At 46.9% G+C, this 17513-nt stretch carries 19 protein-coding genes and 3 tRNA genes; 13 read left to right on the top strand and 9 right to left on the bottom strand.

Annotated features, from left to right (window positions below):
• Positions 1–84 precede the first annotated feature (84 nt).
• From cfa to ybcJ, 3 genes are all read right to left on the bottom strand, one after another.
• A complete protein-coding gene (cfa, locus tag LQ901_RS06100; protein ID WP_152136992.1) occupies positions 85–1263 on the bottom strand; it encodes a cyclopropane fatty acyl phospholipid synthase in 1179 nt (392 codons plus the stop codon).
• A gap of 660 nt (positions 1264–1923) precedes the next feature.
• On the bottom strand, positions 1924–2751 hold the full coding sequence (gene yidA, locus LQ901_RS06105; RefSeq protein ID WP_152136990.1) for a sugar-phosphatase: 828 nt from the start codon (positions 2749–2751) through the stop codon (positions 1924–1926).
• Between the two features lie 116 nt (positions 2752–2867).
• Positions 2868–3080 (bottom strand): ribosome-associated protein YbcJ, encoded by a 213-nt coding sequence (ybcJ, locus tag LQ901_RS06110; protein WP_010863636.1) that lies wholly within the window; start codon positions 3078–3080, stop codon positions 2868–2870.
• 185 nt (positions 3081–3265) lie between these two features.
• Here ybcJ and LQ901_RS06115 point away from each other — a divergent pair, with 185 nt between their 5' ends.
• Both LQ901_RS06115 and pbpG read left to right on the top strand, forming a co-directional pair.
• On the top strand, positions 3266–3760 hold the full coding sequence (locus tag LQ901_RS06115) for a DUF1456 family protein (RefSeq protein ID WP_010863635.1): 495 nt from the start codon (positions 3266–3268) through the stop codon (positions 3758–3760).
• 29 nt (positions 3761–3789) lie between these two features.
• Positions 3790–4665, top strand: coding sequence for a D-alanyl-D-alanine endopeptidase (gene pbpG / locus LQ901_RS06120; protein WP_052021589.1), 876 nt, complete (start codon positions 3790–3792; stop codon positions 4663–4665).
• A gap of 120 nt (positions 4666–4785) precedes the next feature.
• Here the strand turns inward: pbpG and LQ901_RS06125 are convergent, their stop codons facing one another.
• Entirely contained in the window at positions 4786–5154 is a 369-nt protein-coding gene (locus LQ901_RS06125; protein ID WP_010863633.1) for a hypothetical protein, read from the bottom strand.
• A 407-nt stretch (positions 5155–5561) separates the two neighbouring features.
• On the opposite strand from LQ901_RS06125, the gene LQ901_RS06130 reads away from it, so the two are divergent.
• The 6 genes from LQ901_RS06130 to LQ901_RS06155 all read left to right on the top strand — a co-directional run bounded on the left by LQ901_RS06130 (position 5562) and on the right by LQ901_RS06155 (position 8529).
• Positions 5562–6938 (top strand): histidine-type phosphatase, encoded by a 1377-nt coding sequence (locus tag LQ901_RS06130; RefSeq protein ID WP_178090345.1) that lies wholly within the window; start codon positions 5562–5564, stop codon positions 6936–6938.
• Positions 6939–7165: 227 nt separating this feature from the next.
• Positions 7166–7242: transfer RNA gene (locus LQ901_RS06135), tRNA-Val, on the top strand.
• An 11-nt stretch (positions 7243–7253) separates the two neighbouring features.
• Positions 7254–7330, top strand: a tRNA-Val gene (locus LQ901_RS06140).
• 30 nt (positions 7331–7360) lie between these two features.
• Positions 7361–7437, top strand: a tRNA-Val gene (locus LQ901_RS06145).
• A gap of 170 nt (positions 7438–7607) precedes the next feature.
• Positions 7608–8063 (top strand): hypothetical protein, encoded by a 456-nt coding sequence (locus tag LQ901_RS06150; RefSeq protein ID WP_152136988.1) that lies wholly within the window; start codon positions 7608–7610, stop codon positions 8061–8063.
• Between the two features lie 34 nt (positions 8064–8097).
• Complete coding sequence (locus LQ901_RS06155) at positions 8098–8529, top strand: GNAT family N-acetyltransferase (protein ID WP_084977341.1); 432 nt, start codon at positions 8098–8100, stop codon at positions 8527–8529.
• A gap of 106 nt (positions 8530–8635) precedes the next feature.
• On the opposite strand, the gene LQ901_RS06160 is transcribed toward LQ901_RS06155, so the two are convergent.
• On the bottom strand, positions 8636–10270 hold the full coding sequence (locus tag LQ901_RS06160; RefSeq protein ID WP_233672043.1) for a phosphoethanolamine transferase: 1635 nt from the start codon (positions 10268–10270) through the stop codon (positions 8636–8638).
• A 590-nt stretch (positions 10271–10860) separates the two neighbouring features.
• Here LQ901_RS06160 and LQ901_RS06165 point away from each other — a divergent pair.
• Both LQ901_RS06165 and LQ901_RS06170 read left to right on the top strand, forming a co-directional pair.
• Positions 10861–11127, top strand: a complete 267-nt coding sequence (locus tag LQ901_RS06165; RefSeq protein WP_233672044.1) for a hypothetical protein — start codon at positions 10861–10863, stop codon at positions 11125–11127.
• A 130-nt stretch (positions 11128–11257) separates the two neighbouring features.
• Positions 11258–11437: a hypothetical protein gene (locus LQ901_RS06170; RefSeq protein ID WP_233672045.1), complete on the top strand. Its 180-nt coding sequence runs from the start codon at positions 11258–11260 to the stop codon at positions 11435–11437.
• A 137-nt stretch (positions 11438–11574) separates the two neighbouring features.
• Here LQ901_RS06170 and LQ901_RS06175 read toward each other — a convergent pair whose 3' ends face one another.
• Positions 11575–12945, bottom strand: a complete 1371-nt coding sequence (locus LQ901_RS06175; RefSeq protein WP_064977736.1) for an MATE family efflux transporter — start codon at positions 12943–12945, stop codon at positions 11575–11577.
• 302 nt (positions 12946–13247) lie between these two features.
• On the opposite strand from LQ901_RS06175, the gene LQ901_RS06180 reads away from it, so the two are divergent.
• Both LQ901_RS06180 and LQ901_RS06185 read left to right on the top strand, forming a co-directional pair.
• A complete protein-coding gene (locus tag LQ901_RS06180; RefSeq protein WP_039044732.1) occupies positions 13248–13895 on the top strand; it encodes a riboflavin synthase in 648 nt (215 codons plus the stop codon).
• Positions 13892–14539, top strand: a complete 648-nt coding sequence (locus LQ901_RS06185) for a hypothetical protein (protein ID WP_233672046.1) — start codon at positions 13892–13894, stop codon at positions 14537–14539. The genes LQ901_RS06180 and LQ901_RS06185 overlap by 4 nt, the downstream gene beginning before the upstream one ends.
• Before the next feature lie 104 nt (positions 14540–14643).
• Here the strand turns inward: LQ901_RS06185 and LQ901_RS06190 are convergent, their stop codons facing one another.
• The 3 genes from LQ901_RS06190 to LQ901_RS06200 form a co-directional block, all read right to left on the bottom strand.
• Complete coding sequence (locus LQ901_RS06190) at positions 14644–14847, bottom strand: CPXCG motif-containing cysteine-rich protein (RefSeq protein ID WP_010863625.1); 204 nt, start codon at positions 14845–14847, stop codon at positions 14644–14646.
• 136 nt (positions 14848–14983) lie between these two features.
• Positions 14984–15631: a hexitol phosphatase HxpB gene (hxpB, locus tag LQ901_RS06195; protein ID WP_233672047.1), complete on the bottom strand. Its 648-nt coding sequence runs from the start codon at positions 15629–15631 to the stop codon at positions 14984–14986.
• A gap of 207 nt (positions 15632–15838) precedes the next feature.
• Entirely contained in the window at positions 15839–16708 is an 870-nt protein-coding gene (locus LQ901_RS06200) for a fructosamine kinase family protein (RefSeq protein ID WP_152117004.1), read from the bottom strand.
• Positions 16709–17171: 463 nt separating this feature from the next.
• On the opposite strand from LQ901_RS06200, the gene LQ901_RS06205 reads away from it, so the two are divergent.
• Positions 17172–17453: a hypothetical protein gene (locus LQ901_RS06205; protein WP_233672048.1), complete on the top strand. Its 282-nt coding sequence runs from the start codon at positions 17172–17174 to the stop codon at positions 17451–17453.
• Positions 17454–17513 lie beyond the last annotated feature (60 nt).

The raw sequence follows: 17513 nt of genomic DNA on the forward strand, positions 1-17513 counted from the left end.
CCTCTTTTTTATTGTGCTGGATGCAGTGCAATTGAGCGTGAAACTAACACTCACCGCCAATTGATCACAATGTATCAATGAGTATCAGTGCGTAATATAGACGCCACCGCGCAGGCCGCTATGGCTAAACAGCACTTGCCATAGTTGAATATCACGAGCACGGAACGCGCCGGCACAGGCATTCAAGTAGTAGCGGAACATCCGATAAAAACGAGGGGAGTAGTTGTCTTTGATTGAATCCCATGCGCGGACAAAGTTCTCATCCCATGCCATCAATGTTTTATCGTAGTCAGCGCCAAAGTTGTGCCAATCTTCCATAATCAGATGGCCTTCCGCTTCGTCGGCAATCTGCCGGATAGACGGTAAGCAGCCGTTCGGGAAGATATATTTACTGATCCACGCATCTGCCTTAACGCCTGAAGTGTTACTGCCGATGCAGTGCAGCAGGAATAAGCCGTCTTTTTTCAGGCAGCGATTCACCACATTGAAATAGGTACGGTAGTTTTTCGGCCCCACGTGCTCGAACATCCCAACGGATACAATGCGGTCAAACTCTTCGTTCAGATCGCGATAATCTTGCAGCATGATTTGTACCGGGAAACCTTCACAGCGTTTTTGTGCCAGTTGTTGCTGCTCTTTAGAGATAGTCACACCAACTACGCTTACGCCATACTCTTTTGCCATGTACGCCGCTAAGCCGCCCCAACCACAGCCAATATCCAGCACTTTCATTCCCGGCTTGAGCTGCAGTTTTTCGCATATCATCTTCAGCTTGGCCACTTGCGCATCAGCCAAGGTATCGGCATCTTTCCAATATGCGCAAGAATATTGCATGTTTGGATCAAGCATGGCGTTAAACAGGTCATTACCCAAATCATAATGCTCTTTGCCGACTTGCCACGCGCGGTGACGGGTTTGCATATTAAATAGCCGCGCACGCGCAATACGTAAAATGTCTTTCAGATGAGAGGGCAGTTGTTGATCAAGTTTTGCGGTCAACACTTTGTCGAAGAAGACGTCTAGCCGGTCGCACTCCCACCAGCCATCCATATAGCTTTCACCTAATCCTAATGAACCTTCTTGCAAGATCCGCATCAGCGTGTCGGGATGCTTAATCCGCATATCAAAAGGACGCGGTCCATTAATCATAATACCGGCTTTATCCAGCAATTCGGTGGCAATCCGGGTCCAGTTATCCGGTTTAATCTCTGCACACTCAAGATCGTCTGTTGATGTAAGACATTCGGTATTTTGCGCTTTCATTACGGGCTTACCCTCTGAATTTAATCCTAAAAATACAACACGCTTTTCTTATTCTTTTACGTGAAAATGACTTCTGGTTTTAAATATGTAACGCAAATACGCGCTAAAGGGAAAAGTAAGATCAGCAGATTATTTATCTGTTTGTAAGCGAATTTTGTGACAATCAAATGATGTTTTATGGCGCTAAAAACCGGCACCAGTTTGAATAACTCATCTTATTTGTATGACTAATGTAATTTGGAAGCCAGTTATACGGGGGATTCGGTTCATATGGTTGAGACATCAGGTGAGTGTGAACGCGGATTTGGCTGTGGGTATTTTATTCAACTTGCTAAGTTTTTCGCCTTATTATTCGATGTATTCGGTTACATTCATCAGCATTATGAAATGTTTGTTGTGCGCATTTTTTGTCGATATTCAGCTTGGCTAACAAAGAGAAAAGGGCAATAAGAAGGGGCAAATAGACAAAAGAGGCACAAAGAAACAGAGAAACAGAGGACAATAACCAAGGAAAACCGTGCTGGTGATACAAGCACGATGGTAATACAAAAATAATGTAGCCGCGACAGCTGTACAACGTGATGATACAGCCGTCGCGGCTATCGATTGAAACCTGTTTATCTATTTCGCATTACCGTTAGCGTTCTGGAAAATCCAAGCTCAAACACAGCTTTCCAGCTCAGGGTTCACGATAAAACGCTCAATCAGGTGGGCGATGCCGTCTTGATCATTGCTCTTGGTCACGAAGTCAGCGAGCGCCTTGATATCCTCAGTAGCATTACCCATCGCAACGCCGAGTCCGGCAAACTCAATCATGTGGCGATCGTTACCGGCGTCACCCACGCAAATCACCTCTGATGCATCTAATCCCAAATAGTCTGCCAGCATGCCAACTGCAATCCCTTTATTGCTGGATGGGTTCAAGAACTCCAGGAAATACGGCGCGCTTTGTACGATGGTATAGCGCTGATGCAGGTCAGGGGTTAGCCGCGCGATGGCCGCGGAGAGCACCTCGGGCTCATCGATGAACATCACTTTCAGGATCTCTTCATCGGCAGGGAGCTCGGCAAAGTCCATCTCCAGCAGCGGGATCCCGTTCAGTTTCGCTTCATGTTCGGTGTAATGGTTGCGTTTTGGCGTGATTAATCCTAACCGGCGTGAAAACGCGTGAATATTCACCCCTAACTCACGGCTGAGCGTTTGCAGCGCATGTGCATCGCAACCATTTAAAATGCAGCTACGAACCACGTCATGGCTACCGGCTTTTTGAATCAATGAGCCGTTATAGCACAAGACAAAATCGTCATCGGTGTTCAGCCCTAGGGTGTTCAGATACGGCAGCATACCTTCCAGCGGTCGGCCAGAGGCTAGCACTACTTTCACGCCCATTGCCCTGGCTTTCGCAATGGCCTCACGCGTGTTAGGTGAAATCTCACCCTGTGAAGTCAGCAAGGTTCCATCCATATCCAGAGCAAGCAACTTATACATCAGTATTCCTTAGATTTTATCTTCTACAACAGTTATGAATTGGGAAAATAAAAATGCCATTCTGCAACAGAGCAGGAATGGCATTGAGTCGTTACCGTGTGAAAGTTCGCATGCGGTTAGCTTTTGACTTTAACACTCTGGCCTTGGAACAAAACAACCTGACCAGATTGGATCTTGCAACGCTTACGGGTTTCAACTTGTCCGTCAACTTTAACCAGACCTTCAGCAATCACAGCTTTTGCTGCCGCGCCGCTTTCGCTCCAGCCCTGAATTTTCAGCAAATCACACAGTTCAACATAAGGGTGGTTTTCAAGATGGAAGATGTCCATGACAATGCCTTTTGCAAAGAAAGCCGTGCGGTATCACGGTCTAAAAAGTTTTTTACAGTTTATCAGCTAACTTGGGCGCAGAGCGAGCGCAATATTGATATTCCCTCTGAGAGTGGTTGTGCTAGTATGCGCACGCTTTTACCGCGGGTAATCTGCGGTATACATTTAACCGAATTTGGAACTCCATGATTACTAACGATGTTTTGCGAAGCCTGCGTTACTCACTGCAACTGAGTGCAACTAAAATCCGTAACCTGATGAAAGGTGAAGGATATGAAACCACGGCCGAAACCGTTACCTCATGGCTGTCAAAAGAGGATGAAGCGGATTTTCGCGAGTGTCCTGATGCGGCATTGATGGCATTTTTGGATGGGCTGATTACCCATTTTCGTGGTCCAGCTCCGGAAAGTGCCGCAAAGCCACCAATAAAAGAAGGTTTTTCCAACAATTTAGTGTTGCGTAAAATCCGTATTGCGCTTCAATTAAAGGATGACGACATAATCAATATTCTGTCAGCGGCGCAGCTGCGGATTTCTAAACCTGAGCTCAGTGCATTATTTCGTCAAAAAGATCATAAAAACTACAGGATTTGTGGAGACCAGTTTCTGCGCAATTTTTTAAAAGGCTTAGCTCGGGTAAAACGCCCGAATACCCAAACAGATAAAAAACCAAATCATTGATCCTGTATATGTAAATGGATGGAGTTTGTATGAGCAAAAGGAGCCGCATTTTAGGTCTTGTTTATGCGCTGACATGTTCATTTTTCGTGGCAAGCATAACCCCGGTACACGCATCGGCTAAACCAGCAGAATTAAAATTGGCGTCAGCCAGTGCGCTGGTTGTGGATACGCGAAAGGGCAAAACCCTCTATGCGAAAAACCCCAATAAAGTGGTTCCTATTGCATCAGTGACAAAACTGATGACCGCGTTGGTGGTTCTGGATGCAAAACAAAATCTAAATGAAGTGATTACGGTCGATAAACGGGACCGCGACACACTAAAAAATACCCACTCGCGTATCCGTTTTGGTACGCAAATTACGCGTCATGATGCGTTGCTGCTGGCATTAATGTCATCAGAAAACCGCATGGCGTCTGCCTTAGCGCGTCATTATCCGGGTGGGAAGAGCGCATTTGTTAAAGCGATGAACCGAAAGGCAAAATCGCTGGGAATGAAAAATACGCGTTTCTCTGATTCAACCGGTCTGTCGACACATAACGTATCAACAGCCAACGATCTCGCAAAACTGGTAAAAGCGGCCTACCAAAAACCGCTGATTCGTCAGTTTACGCAGACCGAAAGTCATGAGATGCGATTTAAAAATCCAGCCTATGCGTTGCAATTTGTGAACACCAATCCACTGGTTAGAAATGACAATTGGAACGTGCGTTTAAGTAAAACCGGTTTTACCGATGAAGCAGGGCGCTGTTTGGTTATGCGTGCTCAGCCTGGTGGTAAAAACGATTTGACCATTGTGCTGCTTGACTCCGTGGGTAAACGCACGCCAGTGGGGGATGCTAATCGTATTCGCCAATGGGTGGAAGGCGGCAAACCGGCAGCCGTGCCATCCGTCGCTCGTCGCTAATGGGTTTCCATTACTGAGCGATGAATAAGTGATTAGCGAGCGTAATGTGAATAATAAAAAACCGCCTATGATGGCGGTTTTTTTATGTGCATATAATAAATAGCTAATAGTGGGTTAAGCTTATTTAAGCGCTTGCTTGATAATGGCTTTTTCAGGATGTTGTATGGCATCTTCAATCGAATCACGAGTATTATTCACTCGCTCTTTTGCCGTGCGAATATCGTGATTGAGCGCTTGTTTACTGTCTTTAATACGCTCTTGGGTATTATTTAGCGCATCTTTTTTTTCATCCCAACCTACGGCTTTTCCAGCTTGTTCTTTGAGTGCTTTTTCTACAGTACAGTTACCACTTACACCTAGTGTTGCTTCCATTGCTGCGTTGCGTGTTGCTTTTTCCATGGTGCAGTCGCGATTGAGGATGTTGGCATGTGCCGAAGTGCTCAGCAGCAGAGCCAGAGAAAGCCCATATACGCATTTCTGCATCATCATAATTAAATACCTATATTTGGTTAAGCGTTAACGATTTTGATGTTAACGTCATGCATTATCTTATTGAATATCAGTAAAACCTTAACATATATAGAATTGTGCATAACAGCCATCTATAGCGCTATACCTCTAACGTCGAGTTTGTTTACACGTAGATTGTAGAGAGAAAAAACAGGCTGACTTGGAGTATCTATCTGAATATAAAAGTGAATGTTAAGTTAAATTACTTGTTACAAAATAGGCGAGGTAGAATATTACCGTTGCAGCAGAATCAATGAAAACATAGCAATGAGTTAAGAATAAGGATGTTGATCATGCACAGTTTAAAGGTTACCCCGAGTAGGCGCGTTGCCACTTATCTCAGTTCACCATATACAAAACACCGACTAGCAGGACTCGCGTTGGCGATGATCGGACTGTGGAGTGGGTTGGCGCAGGCGTCTGCGGTAGCGGAATCTACCGCATCAACGGGCTCCGTAGCGTCAGATATACCGGAGATGACGTTGGAGAAGGTCGTGATCTTGAGTCGGCATGGCGTGCGTGCACCAACAAAAATGCCGCCGTTACTCTACCAAGTCACGCCTGAGCTGTGGCCTGCGTGGCCGGTTCCCTTGGGGGATATCACGCCACGCGGCGAGCATCTGATCTCCTTGATGGGGCGTTATTACCGAGAGTATTGGCGTGAGCAGGGGCTGTTGAGTACTGCTACGACAGCGTCGTCGACAGCAGCTGCGGCAGAAACCGATAGCACCAAAGGCTGTCCGGCTCCGGCTGATATCTATGTTTGGGCTGATGTGGATGAACGGACGCGTAAAACCGGTGAGGCCTTCTTGCAAGGTTTAGCGCCGGACTGCGGTTTGTCTATTCACCATCAGTCTGATGTACGCAAAAAAGATCCGCTATTTCATATTCAGCCGGACTCCACTTGCAAAATGGATCCCGATACCGCCCTTGCTGCGGTACAAATGCAGGTCGGCATACCGTTAGGCAAAATTAACCAAGCACATGCGCCAGCGCTGGCATTGATGGATAAGGTGTTACGCTTTGAGGATTCCGCCTATTGCCAGTTAAACGCCCCGCAATCAGGTGTTTGTACCTTAGCGGCGACGATGCCGGAAAAAGTCACTATCGGTGATGGAGTAAAGATACAGCAACATGGCGCGCTGAGTTTGTCCTCCACCTTGGCGGAGATGTTCTTACTGCAACAAGCCCAAGGCATGGCCGCGCCGGGGTGGGGACGTATTCACACTGAGGCACAGTGGAACAAGCTGCTCAGTTTGCATAATGCCGCGTTTAACTTGGCGTTTCGCACGCCATACATCGCCGCGCATCAAGGCTCTGCATTATTACAGACCATCACCGCTGCGCTAAATGATAGCGCCGGTGCAGATTCATTAGGTTCGCCGGCCGCGAAGGCGCGTATCGTCTTTTTAGCCGGCCATGACACGAATTTGGCAAATCTTTCTGGTTTACTGGGCACCGATTGGACATTGCCACAACAGCCGGATAATACCCCGCCAGGAGGCGAGTTGGTCTTTGAGCGTTGGCGAGATAGCCGTGGTACGCCTTGGTTACGGGTACAGGTGGTGTACCAAAGCTTGGCGCAAATGCGTGAACAAACACCGTTAACCTTAACTGAACCTCCGCATGCGGTGACACTTCAACTGCCTGGTTGCCAAACTGCAAGTGAGCGGGCGGGTTGGTGCCAGTTATCTGACTTTAATCGCTATGTGAAGCAGCATATTATTCCCTCTTGTACCTTGCAGGCGCTGCGAGGTGATTAGCTTCGGGTCGCGCCATCGGTGATGCTCGAGGTGATTTTGTGCGGACATGCAGTAGAGTGCAGTGAAGCTGTGAACTGGTTGGCATGAAAAATCAACGGATTGATGCAATTTAGGTCAATCAGTTCAGTGATTTGATTTTTTTGCACTTTCTCACTTGCCAGCATCCCGAGCTATCGTTAATATTCACCTCGCTTCCAACGGCAACATGTCGTGAAGCGAGTTGCAAGGCGTCCTTAGCTCAGCTGGTTAGAGCACCACCTTGACATGGTGGGGGTCGGTGGTTCGAGTCCACTAGGACGCACCAAAATCTGCGATACACCCATAGCTCAGTTGGTTAGAGCACTACCTTGACATGGTAGGGGTCGGTGGTTCGAGTCCACTTGGGTGTACCAAATTCAGCAGATAAGCAACCTATACAACATACACCCATAGCTCAGTTGGTTAGAGCACTACCTTGACATGGTAGGGGTCGGTGGTTCGAGTCCACTTGGGTGTACCAGATTTTAGACAAAGCCTCGCATAGCGAGGCTTTGTCGTATTTGTTTTCTAGCTCTTGTTTTCTAAAATACGTCTTCTCGCATATCCAAAAGCCCTTTCTTCGTTTATCTTCCTCTGCATCGCTGTTTTGTGCGGGCGTTCAGTCATGAAATGCAGCAGAGGATTACCGTTATGTCAGTAAAAAAATCTGCCGCAAACACCGCGTCAACAAATACCTTGCCAAAGAATACGGCATCTCCAATAACGCGGTGGCAGTGTATTCTATTTACAGTGATCAGTGCTTTGTTGAGTACGATAGCGTTATCAGCGTTGTACTCGGTCGGACATCAGTATGCACATTCCCTTGGTCGCCATTTTCGCGGTGGTGTCGGTTGGGGGCTGAATCTGTCAATGATGACAGCTTGTTTTACGATAATTGCGCTCGTCTATTTCTGGTTCTTTTTTAAACAAAGAACGAACCGGTTCAGGAACGGTTTATTGTCTGCGTTAGTGTTTCTGATCTTGGCAATGCTAGTATCGGGGATGGCGGGCTATCCCTATCGCTTGGCGTATTACGTGTTATGCGCACAGATTGTTCTGGTTACGCCTGCCGTCATCAGTGGTGTCATCGACAGATTGCGTCGATAACCTCTCCTTATTATCATCCGCCGGAGAAGTAGAAATGGAAGAAGTCAGGGTTGTTGCATTCTCAGGAGCGGATCAGCAGCATATTTGTCAGATTCGAGAAACCGTGTTTGGTCAGGAACAAAACATCTCCCGAGCGTTGGATTTAGACGGTGAAGATCCACAAGCATGGCATGCGCTGGTGTTTGTAGATGGTCAACCGGTCGCGACCGGGCGCATTCTGGCTGATGGCCATATCGGGCGCGTGGCTGTACTGAAAAGTAGTCGCGGTAAAGGCATGGGCGCGAAAGTGGTAAATGCGCTGGCTCAGTTTGCACAAGAGCAGGGCTACCCACGAGTCTTTCTAGGCGCACAAAGCCATGCGGTGGATTTTTACCATCGCTTAGGGTTTACCGCCTGTGGTGATGAGTTTATCGAAGCGGACATTTTGCATGTCCCAATGCATAAAGTTTTGCATCACTCTGCGTGAATACGCCACATAACTCATCATCATCATCATCATCATCATCTCTACATGAAAAAGGGTTCATTGCTGAACCCTTTTGTGTATGACGAACTTTGTGTTCTGATGGCTGTTAGGATTGACAGGCCGCCAGAATATCCAACTCACCGTTCTTAGCTTGCGTTTTCACGCCGGTGATCCCCAGCAAAGTATGGAATAAGTTATCGTGGGAATATGCTTGGCTGCCTGCTTTTTGTTTCAGACATTCGGCATTGATGTCACGCTGAGCAATAAACTGTGGCGACATCCATAGCATCATTGGAACCTGAGTTTGAGTGTCTGGCGCCACGCTGTATGGCGTGCCATGCAGGTATAAACCGGACTCACCCAAAGACTCGCCGTGATCAGAGATATACAATAAGCTGGTGTTGTATTTCTGTGTCAGGGCAGGAGCATCGAGCCGATTAATTACTTTAGAAATCACATAATCGGTATACGCGATCGTATTGTCATAGGTATTAACCAGTTGCTCTGTTGAGCAGTTTTCAATATCACTGCGCGGACAATCTGGCGTAAATAGGCGTTTTTCGGCCGGATAGCGCTGATAATAGGTTGGGCCGTGGCTACCAATAACATGTAAGACAATCAACGCGTCTTTACCGTCGGCTGTGTTGAGCAGGCTGTCTAACTCAGGTAAAAACACCTCGTCGTAACATGTCTTGCCGTTGCAATAGGCATTTTTTTCAGCGGGGTTAATAGTAATGGTGGTGACCTTGTCACAAACACCTTTACAGCCCCCATCATTTTCTAGCCAAGTTACGTTAATCCCCGCACGTTGAATGACATTCAACGCATTATCCTGATTTTTGGCTTGTTGTTCGTTGTAATTGCTACGCCCCAAATTGGAGAACATACAAGGCACCGAAAGGGCAGTTGCCGTGCCACATGAGCTGACATTCTTAAACGAAATCATGCCTAATTGTTGGGTATATCGGTTGGTATCACGCGCATAGCCATTCAGTGAATGGTTAGCGCTACGCGAGGTTTCCCCGAGAACCAATACGGTAATTGATGGTTTGGTTTCTGTCGGCACACGCGTTCGCGCTGCATCTGCACCTACCGTGGTGTAAGGTACTGGCGCTGAGAAATGGGCCTTTTTTATGTACTTATATGTATTACGAATAAAATAAGTGGGGACAATTTGTGAGAGCAATTGCGGGTTGTTTCTGCCCACTGACGCATAATCTTTGTAGAAAAAGAGCGCAATAATGGCAATTACCACGACTGAAACAACCATGCTAGCTAAACGATGCACCTGTTCACGCCAAAACCCACCGTACTGAATTTTTGTATTGAGCAATAAAAAAATCGGAGGGATAACAAACAGCGCAAAGGCGGTGATGGAGGAGGCATTAATATACGCATGAGCCTCTGCCACATTGGTTTCAAAAATATTTTGAATCATGTCGCGATCAAATACGACACTGTATTTGATCATGGCATAAGAAACGGCAGCGGAGCTCATTAACAGTAGGATAATGACCGGCTTAATCAGGTAGCGCCAGTTGAGTAGGTTGAGCGCGAGGTTGAGGGTAAAGACAACAAAAAAGGGAATACTAATGATAAATGCTGGATGGACGGTAGTCATCTCTTGAAAGATAGCCGCCAGCTGGGCATAAAAACTAAAATTAAGAACGGTTCCCAAATATAAGCTGGTAAGAAACGTCACAGTTTCCTTACTGCACGAAAGAGACAGCCTCGGGAACATCCGTTTACCTGAAGTGTTGTGTCTTAACAAGTGATACCTACCCGTAGTTTTCTGCTAATAGCATGAAGTTTAATGAAAATTAATATTGTTATTGTGCCAGTGTGTATTTTGTCGAGGGCTTTTATAACATACCTGCCGCTCAGTTAGAGCCGTGCTTGAGCGGAAAGTTGCTGCAAGGTGTTATTTTTATTTCCTATGATGCGTGTAAGTGCATATTGGTTTGCTGTTTTAATCGCCTAGATTTTCTTTTTGCGGTTATTTATTTCATCGGCATCCGTCAATGAAATAAATAACCCATTCAAAATCAATCAACAACAATTAACTGGCTAGAAATTAAATAGCAAAAGACTGTTACACATAATAATCGTGCGGGGCTCTTGCTGTCAGCGAGAAAACATCTAGAGTCATTAACAAGAGATAAACAAATCGTAGTGAATCTCACGCTAACATTAATCTCCCAGTGCTCCTAGAAAGTGAGTTGACGTCAAGTTAGCACAAACAACGTTAGTTTAAGTGAGTTGTAGTGGAGCGATGTAGGTTAGCTGTCTGGGATGGGGTTGACGTCAGGTATAAAGTAGGAGGATGGCGATATGCATATGTTAAGCGTTGTGCTTTGTATTCTTTTGCTGTTGCCCGTATCCACGTTGTCGACAGCCAAAGCCATTACGTCTACACGATTGCCCGGTACGCTGTCTGACTCATGGCCACGGATTCAGATCGCCGAACAAAGCGCGGTGTTCAACTGGCCGGCACGCTATGTTAAACCGGTGATGAGCAATAAAAATCAAAAAGCGGATTTATCTAAAAAGGAGCGTAATCATATCGTTTCTGCACATTTGAGTTTGCTGCTGCGCTGAATAGCTACACTCAGTAATGAATATCGGGCTCTGAATATTGTCGTAGTTTATCTGCTGTATACACGGCAGAGATTAAAGTAGGCAAAAAACGGACTCAGATTAAAGCGAGCCTTTTACATGGATTATTATCATGATGATTTTATTCATTATTGTAGCGTTAGTGCTTAATGTCTCTTTCATGATGTGGTTTGAGAAACATGATCTTTACGCCATGGCGCATCATGGCTACGCCTTCTTAATTTTCTTGGGATTGTTCGGCGTGTTGCTTGGCCTGTCTTTTAGCCTGCTAAAGATGGTGAGTCGGGAATAATCTCGCCATAGTTATAAGCTCGCTGCGATAAAAAAAATCCCGCATCATCGGCCAGTCAACGGACATTGATGCGGGATTTTTGTTTGACAGCACTTTTTGTTTGACCGCTCGGTGAGCTGTCAGCAATCAGTAAACTATTAGCGGCTGGCCATCTCTAAGATCTTGTGTTTGTCCTGACGCTGTAACCAGCGGATGCGGATCAGGAACAGTAACGCGGCAGTAGTCAGACCGCTGATAAAGCCAATCCAGAAACCGTGCGCACCCATTGCGGGTACCAAATAATTGGTGCGTCCCAGTACATAACCGATCGGTAAACCAATCAGCCAGTAAGAGATGAAGGTGATCACGAAGATTGCGCGGGTATCTTTGTAGCCACGCAGTACGCCACTGCCGACCACCTGAATGGAATCGGAGCACTGGTAAATACCGGCAAACACCATCAATTGCATGGCAACATGGATAACCTGCGGATCGCTGTTGTAAATGTTGGCGATACTTTCACGGAACAAGATGGTCAAAATAGCGGTCGACATCGCCAGCGTAAAGCCCACTACCAAACCGGTAATGGCTGCTACACGTGCATCATCAGGGGACTTCTCACCCAAACGATGGCCAACGCGGATAGTCACTGCAATCCCCATTGACAGCGGTAACATAAAGACCATCGAGCTGAAGTTCAGCGCAATCTGGTGACCCGCTACAATAGTTGTACCTAATGGAGATACCAGCAGGGCGACAACCGCAAACAGTGTTACCTCAAAGAACATCGCCATCGCGATAGGGAAGCCAAGACGCGTCAACTTCACCAGCGTTTTGCTTTCAGGCTTTTCCCAACTATCAAAGGCTTTTAAGTCACGGTAACTGCGAGCGTGCGTGACATAATACAGCATCATCAAGAACATAGACCAATACACCATGGCAGTCGCCACGCCACAGCCCACGCCGCCCAGTGCTGGCGCACCAAACTTACCATTGATGAAGATATAGTTAACCGGAATGTTGATCAGCAAGCCGACAAAACCAATCACCATCCCCGGTTTGGTTTTGGATAGCCCCTCGTTAAACGAGCGCAGCACGGCAAACATCAGATAGCCCGGCACACCCCACATGATCACCTGCAGGTAACGCACCGTCAGATCGGTCAAGTGCGGGTCAATATCCATCTGCTCCACGATAATCCGGCTGCCATATAGCACCAGCATGATCGGGATAGAGATGATCCAAGACAGCCAAAATCCCTGACGCACTTTGTGACCGATACGATCACGACGCCCAGAGCCATTAAGCTGCGCGATCACTGGCGTCAGCGCCATCAGTAAACCATGACCAAATAAAATCGCCGGCAACCAGATAGACGATGCCACAGCCACGGCGGCCATATCTGCCGCGCTGACTTTACCCGCCATCACGGTATCAATAAAACCCATAGAGGTTTGGGCAACCTGTGCAATCAGCACTGGAATTGCCAGTTTAAGCAAGCTTTTTGCTTCTAAACGGTATCTCTGCACAAAAACTCCGAAAGAAAAAACAACGCAAAGCGACAGCAGGGAGAACAATCCCTTATTTTGTGCTTTCGCAGAGGCATTTTTAGGCTCTGCGTAATTTATAGAAAGGAAACGGTTAATATGTTACCAGTAAATTCAGAGGGATGGTGCTATTTTCTACTGTTAAAAATCAGCAGGTTAGACAGGTTGGCACGATTTGCATAGGCAAAATTCTGCTACTGTCATAACGGCGATATTTGGCCAACGCCAAGAAATCAGGCACACTGCGAGCAGCATTTACCGAGCTATCAGTCAGGAGTAGGAACATGTTTACCGGAATAGTGCAGGGCAAAGCACAAATCATCGCGATTGAAGAAAAAGATCAGTTAAGAACGATGGAAGTGGCATTGCCTGTAGAGTTGTCATCCGGACTGACGTTAGGCGCATCGGTTGCGCATAATGGTGTCTGCCTGACAGTCACCCGCATTGATGGTGCACATATTACTGTAGACCTCATGAAGGAAACCTTGCGCATCACCAATCTGGGGGCGTTAAAGGTCGGTGACTGGGTCAATATTGAGCGTGCCGCACGATTTGGCGATGAAATTGGCGGACACGCGATGTCAGGGCACGTAATGGCTACCGCGGAAGTCGTGAAGATTTTGACTTCGGAAACGAATCGTCAGATTTGGTTTCGCGCGCCACAAGAACTGATGAAATATATCCTGACCAAAGGGTACATCGGCGTTGATGGGATCAGTCTGACCATTGGTGAAACTACCCGTTCACGGTTTTGTGTCAATTTGATCCCGGAAACCTTGGCTAGAACCACTTTAGGACAGCGTCGCTTGGGTGACCGCGTTAATCTGGAAATTGACCCGCAAACCCAAGCGGTGGTGGATACCGTCGAGCGCGTGATGGCCGAGCGGATGAAACAACATACTGCCGTAACTCATGTGGAGAGCGGTCAGTGAAACGGGTATTACTGAGCTGGAGCTCAGGTAAAGACTCCATGCTGACCTTGCTTCGATTGCAAGAAATGCATGATGTCGAAGTGGTGGGGCTGTTTACCACTCACAGTGGTGATGAAGTTCCGATTCAGGGCACGCCAATTCGCATCGTGCAACAACAGGCGCAGCGTTTGCAGTTACCGCTATGCACTATTGCGTTACCGCATTGGCCGAGCAATGAAGTCTATAAACAAACCGTGGTGCAAGGGTTACAGCAAAGTGGTTTACTGTTTGATACGTTGGCGTTTGGCGATCTGTTTTTAGATGGTATTGCTGAATTTCGCCGTAGCTACTTAGAGCCACAAGGTTGGCAGACCTTATTCCCTTTGATGGGAGAGCCAACCTCTTTGTTAGCGCAGGAGATTATCCAGCGCGAGATTGAGACTTACCTGATAAGCGTGGATACCACGCAGCTAAATGGGGAGTTTTGTGGCCGTCGCTTTGATGCATCGTTATTGGCTGAATTACCGGCTAATGTAGATCCCTGTGGCGAGCACGGTGAGTTTCATACGCTGGTGGTGAATTCGCCGGCCTTTACTCAGCGTTTGGATGTGCAGCCTTTGCATATTGAACGGCAAGAACGCTTTCACTTTCAGCGTTATCAATAAAATAAGGGCCGCAAGGCCCTTATTTGCAATTCAGTCTTCCCATTCAATTTCAATCGCTCATGTCAGCTGTCGGTGTACTGCGCTGAATGAATTCTTGGCTAGAATCAGAAAATTTGCTCATCATCGGCGTCAACAAAGAGTTTAACGCTGCCATGTAGCTCATCCACTTCAATGTTCAGGTGTACCGCATTACAGCAGGCAGGGCAGTCATCGTAAAAACTCTGATTACCGTTGCTGAAATCCAGCGCAACCCGCATATGATGACCACAGTGTGGACATTCAATCACTTTTTCACTGTATTGACGCATAACCAACTCCTTGTTACGGCAACATCCGAGAAGCGGTGTTCTCTACTTCAATATAGTGAATAATTTTGATTCTCATCACGAAATAAGTGGAAATGATGATCCGACTCATAAATTACTGTTCTAAGGCGAATTTACCTTAATTCAGATGAGCATGAGTCACTTGCTGCAAGCTTGCCAAGCAGTAATCGGCAATGCTCCAACGCGGATCTTCTAACTGCGATTTTTCTGGCACCACAACGGTGTGCATACGCGCCGCTTTGGCTGCAATCAAACCCGGTAATGAGTCTTCAAAGGCAATACACTGTGTCGGCTGCACATGCAGTGCCTGCGCGCACTTGAGATAAACTTCAGGGTGGGGTTTGCCGTGAGCTAAAAACTTAGCCGATTCAATGGCATCGAAAGTTTGTGTCATATCCAATGCTTTAAGCACGGTATGAATTAACTCCAGTGGCGAGGAGGAGGCTAAACCAATCTTGAGCTCGCGTTTGCGGCACAGGGCCAACACTTCATGCACACCCGGCATCAAAGGTTTGTATTCGGTAACCAGTTCACCAACACGCTGCACAATCTGATTAACGACGGTTTCTTTACTCGGCGCAGGCCAAGGGAAGCGGCTATACCAGAGATTCACGATCTGATCGATGCGCACACCGGTGGTCAGCGTGGTGTCATGCCGCGTGATTTCCACCCCAAGAGGTTGCAAGATATCTAACTGAGCCTGTTGCCAGAACGGCTCGGAGTCAACCAACAAACCGTCCATATCAAAAATTGCTGCTTTAAGCATGGAATGACGTCTCCCTGAGTGGCGGCGCTCCCACAGATGTGACAGGCGATGTCCGCTAAATAAACCGAATAATGTTAGTGAGATGGCGCACTTTTAGCGCACATCATAATCCATTTCGTCACCCACTGAGAATGTATAACGGCCCGTCACCCAAATTAAAAACATGATGTCATCTCTATTGAAATCATCATGCGGCGTATCACGACATCAGTAATTGTTCTGCAGCAAATCATCAATCGCTTTTTGCGTTTGCTCCAGATAGTGTCCACCAAACAGGTTACAGAAATTCAGTAAGTGATAGAGTTGGTAGACAGATTTGCGATCCTGATATCCATTCGGTAATGGGCTGACCCGCTCGTAGGCACGATAGAAGGCATCGGGAAGTGGGGTAAACAACTCACTGGAGGCAATGTCACACTCACGATCCCCCCAATAGCATGCTGGGTCGAAAATTACCGGCCCTTGCGCCGTGCTCGCACAATTCGCTAGTCGCATATCGCCAACCAATAATGACGGCTCAATATGATGCCCGGCCAACAAATCACGCACGTTATCGACAATCACATCGACCGGACCAAAATTAATGCCTTTTTCCAAGCACAGCTGTAACTGCCAACCGATACGCTGCTCAGCAAAAAACTTATCCCACCGCGGCATCCAGCCATTTGGCTGTGGTGTGCTTGAAAGCCAATTATCGTCATCAAAACCAAATTTAAGCTGCTCGCCCCACAGATGCAGGCACGCAAGCTGAGCACCAAGCTCTGCGGCGTCCACTTGATTTAATTCACGCAGCTCAAGAAACTCCATCAAGATAAAGCACTTATCGCGATAGGAGCCGACAGCATAAGGTTGGGGAACTTGAATCGTCTCACTGTTTTTCAGTAAGCGCAGTTCATCAAGCTCAGAGGTAAACTTCGATAGCAGGGAGATATCGTTCACTTTAATGAATACCGGATTTTTCCCATCAGAGATCCGATAAGTCTCATGAACTTCACCGCCCTGAAGCATCTGTTTCTCAGTTATCGAGTAATCATACTGAAACTGTTCGCTCAGCAATGTACAAATGCTATGCCACATAGAGTTACCCCTTACGGTTTAGCGGAGTGCTACCATTAACGCTAGCGTATAAATCTAGTCTAATCCCTGAGATAGCGCACAGTTGTACAATCTTTAACCTTGTGTAACCTGCCTGTAATTCAAAAACATACTATCGCAAGATGTTTTTGCCATCAGAATGTACTGAGCCTTATCTGGCGTGTTTCTCCGGGGCGCTGCTAATCCGCAAAATGGGAATCTACACCGCAGAAGCGGCTGTATAGCTACGTAACGTTAAGTCATGATTTCCCAAAATCTAGAGAGGGTGTTATATCTTTATAGGTGTACGTTTTTTGTTCTGCACCTATACATTTCGGATCATCATTAACGCTTTAACGCTATAGCACACTCAAGGATGAGGCGATTATAGGGGGAGTAGGGTGAACCGGTTATCAAGCAAGGTGCTCATGCGTAACCTATCAGGCTTTCAGGGAGTGAAGCGGGCATGCATAAGGTTTTGTCATTTTTAACACTGAATCATCTGCTCTACATCAGCGCATTTTTGCTGGTGGAGAATGAATTACGTCAACAGACACTCTCCGGTCAGAGCCTCGTTTATATGATGTATTACCGCTTACTGGCGTTTCCAGTACAGGTGATCATCGAGCTTATGTTGCTGGTGGCCTTACTCTTTTGTCTGTTATCCAGAACACAAGCGTCCGCAGGCATCACCCTTTGGGGAGGGTGCGTACTCTCGTTTGCTTATGTCATGAGTTTTATTTTGTAGCTGAGTATCGCTTCCCGCCTTATCTTTCCTTTATTTCACTTCTTTCCCTCGTAACCCAGC

This window comes from Plesiomonas sp. PI-19 (assembly GCF_021368255.1).
GTDB lineage: Bacteria > Pseudomonadota > Gammaproteobacteria > Enterobacterales > CAMTGL01 > Plesiomonas > Plesiomonas shigelloides.

Coding starts and splice junctions, on each gene's coding strand:
- LQ901_RS06155 (WP_084977341.1), top strand. CDS start 8,098: ATGGAAGAAGTCAGGGTTGTTGCATTCTCAGGAGCGGATCAGCAGCAT.
- LQ901_RS06190 (WP_010863625.1), bottom strand. CDS start 14,847: ATGCGTCAATACAGTGAAAAAGTGATTGAATGTCCACACTGTGGTCAT.
- yidA (WP_152136990.1), bottom strand. CDS start 2,751: ATGTATAAGTTGCTTGCTCTGGATATGGATGGAACCTTGCTGACTTCA.
- LQ901_RS06200 (WP_152117004.1), bottom strand. CDS start 16,708: ATGTGGCATAGCATTTGTACATTGCTGAGCGAACAGTTTCAGTATGAT.
- LQ901_RS06180 (WP_039044732.1), top strand. CDS start 13,248: ATGTTTACCGGAATAGTGCAGGGCAAAGCACAAATCATCGCGATTGAA.
- hxpB (WP_233672047.1), bottom strand. CDS start 15,631: ATGCTTAAAGCAGCAATTTTTGATATGGACGGTTTGTTGGTTGACTCC.
- pbpG (WP_052021589.1), top strand. CDS start 3,790: ATGAGCAAAAGGAGCCGCATTTTAGGTCTTGTTTATGCGCTGACATGT.
- LQ901_RS06160 (WP_233672043.1), bottom strand. CDS start 10,270: ATGTTCCCGAGGCTGTCTCTTTCGTGCAGTAAGGAAACTGTGACGTTT.
- LQ901_RS06130 (WP_178090345.1), top strand. CDS start 5,562: ATGATCGGACTGTGGAGTGGGTTGGCGCAGGCGTCTGCGGTAGCGGAA.
- LQ901_RS06205 (WP_233672048.1), top strand. CDS start 17,172: ATGCATAAGGTTTTGTCATTTTTAACACTGAATCATCTGCTCTACATC.
- LQ901_RS06165 (WP_233672044.1), top strand. CDS start 10,861: ATGCATATGTTAAGCGTTGTGCTTTGTATTCTTTTGCTGTTGCCCGTA.
- LQ901_RS06170 (WP_233672045.1), top strand. CDS start 11,258: ATGATGATTTTATTCATTATTGTAGCGTTAGTGCTTAATGTCTCTTTC.
- LQ901_RS06150 (WP_152136988.1), top strand. CDS start 7,608: ATGTCAGTAAAAAAATCTGCCGCAAACACCGCGTCAACAAATACCTTG.
- LQ901_RS06125 (WP_010863633.1), bottom strand. CDS start 5,154: ATGATGATGCAGAAATGCGTATATGGGCTTTCTCTGGCTCTGCTGCTG.
- ybcJ (WP_010863636.1), bottom strand. CDS start 3,080: ATGGACATCTTCCATCTTGAAAACCACCCTTATGTTGAACTGTGTGAT.
- cfa (WP_152136992.1), bottom strand. CDS start 1,263: ATGAAAGCGCAAAATACCGAATGTCTTACATCAACAGACGATCTTGAG.
- LQ901_RS06115 (WP_010863635.1), top strand. CDS start 3,266: ATGATTACTAACGATGTTTTGCGAAGCCTGCGTTACTCACTGCAACTG.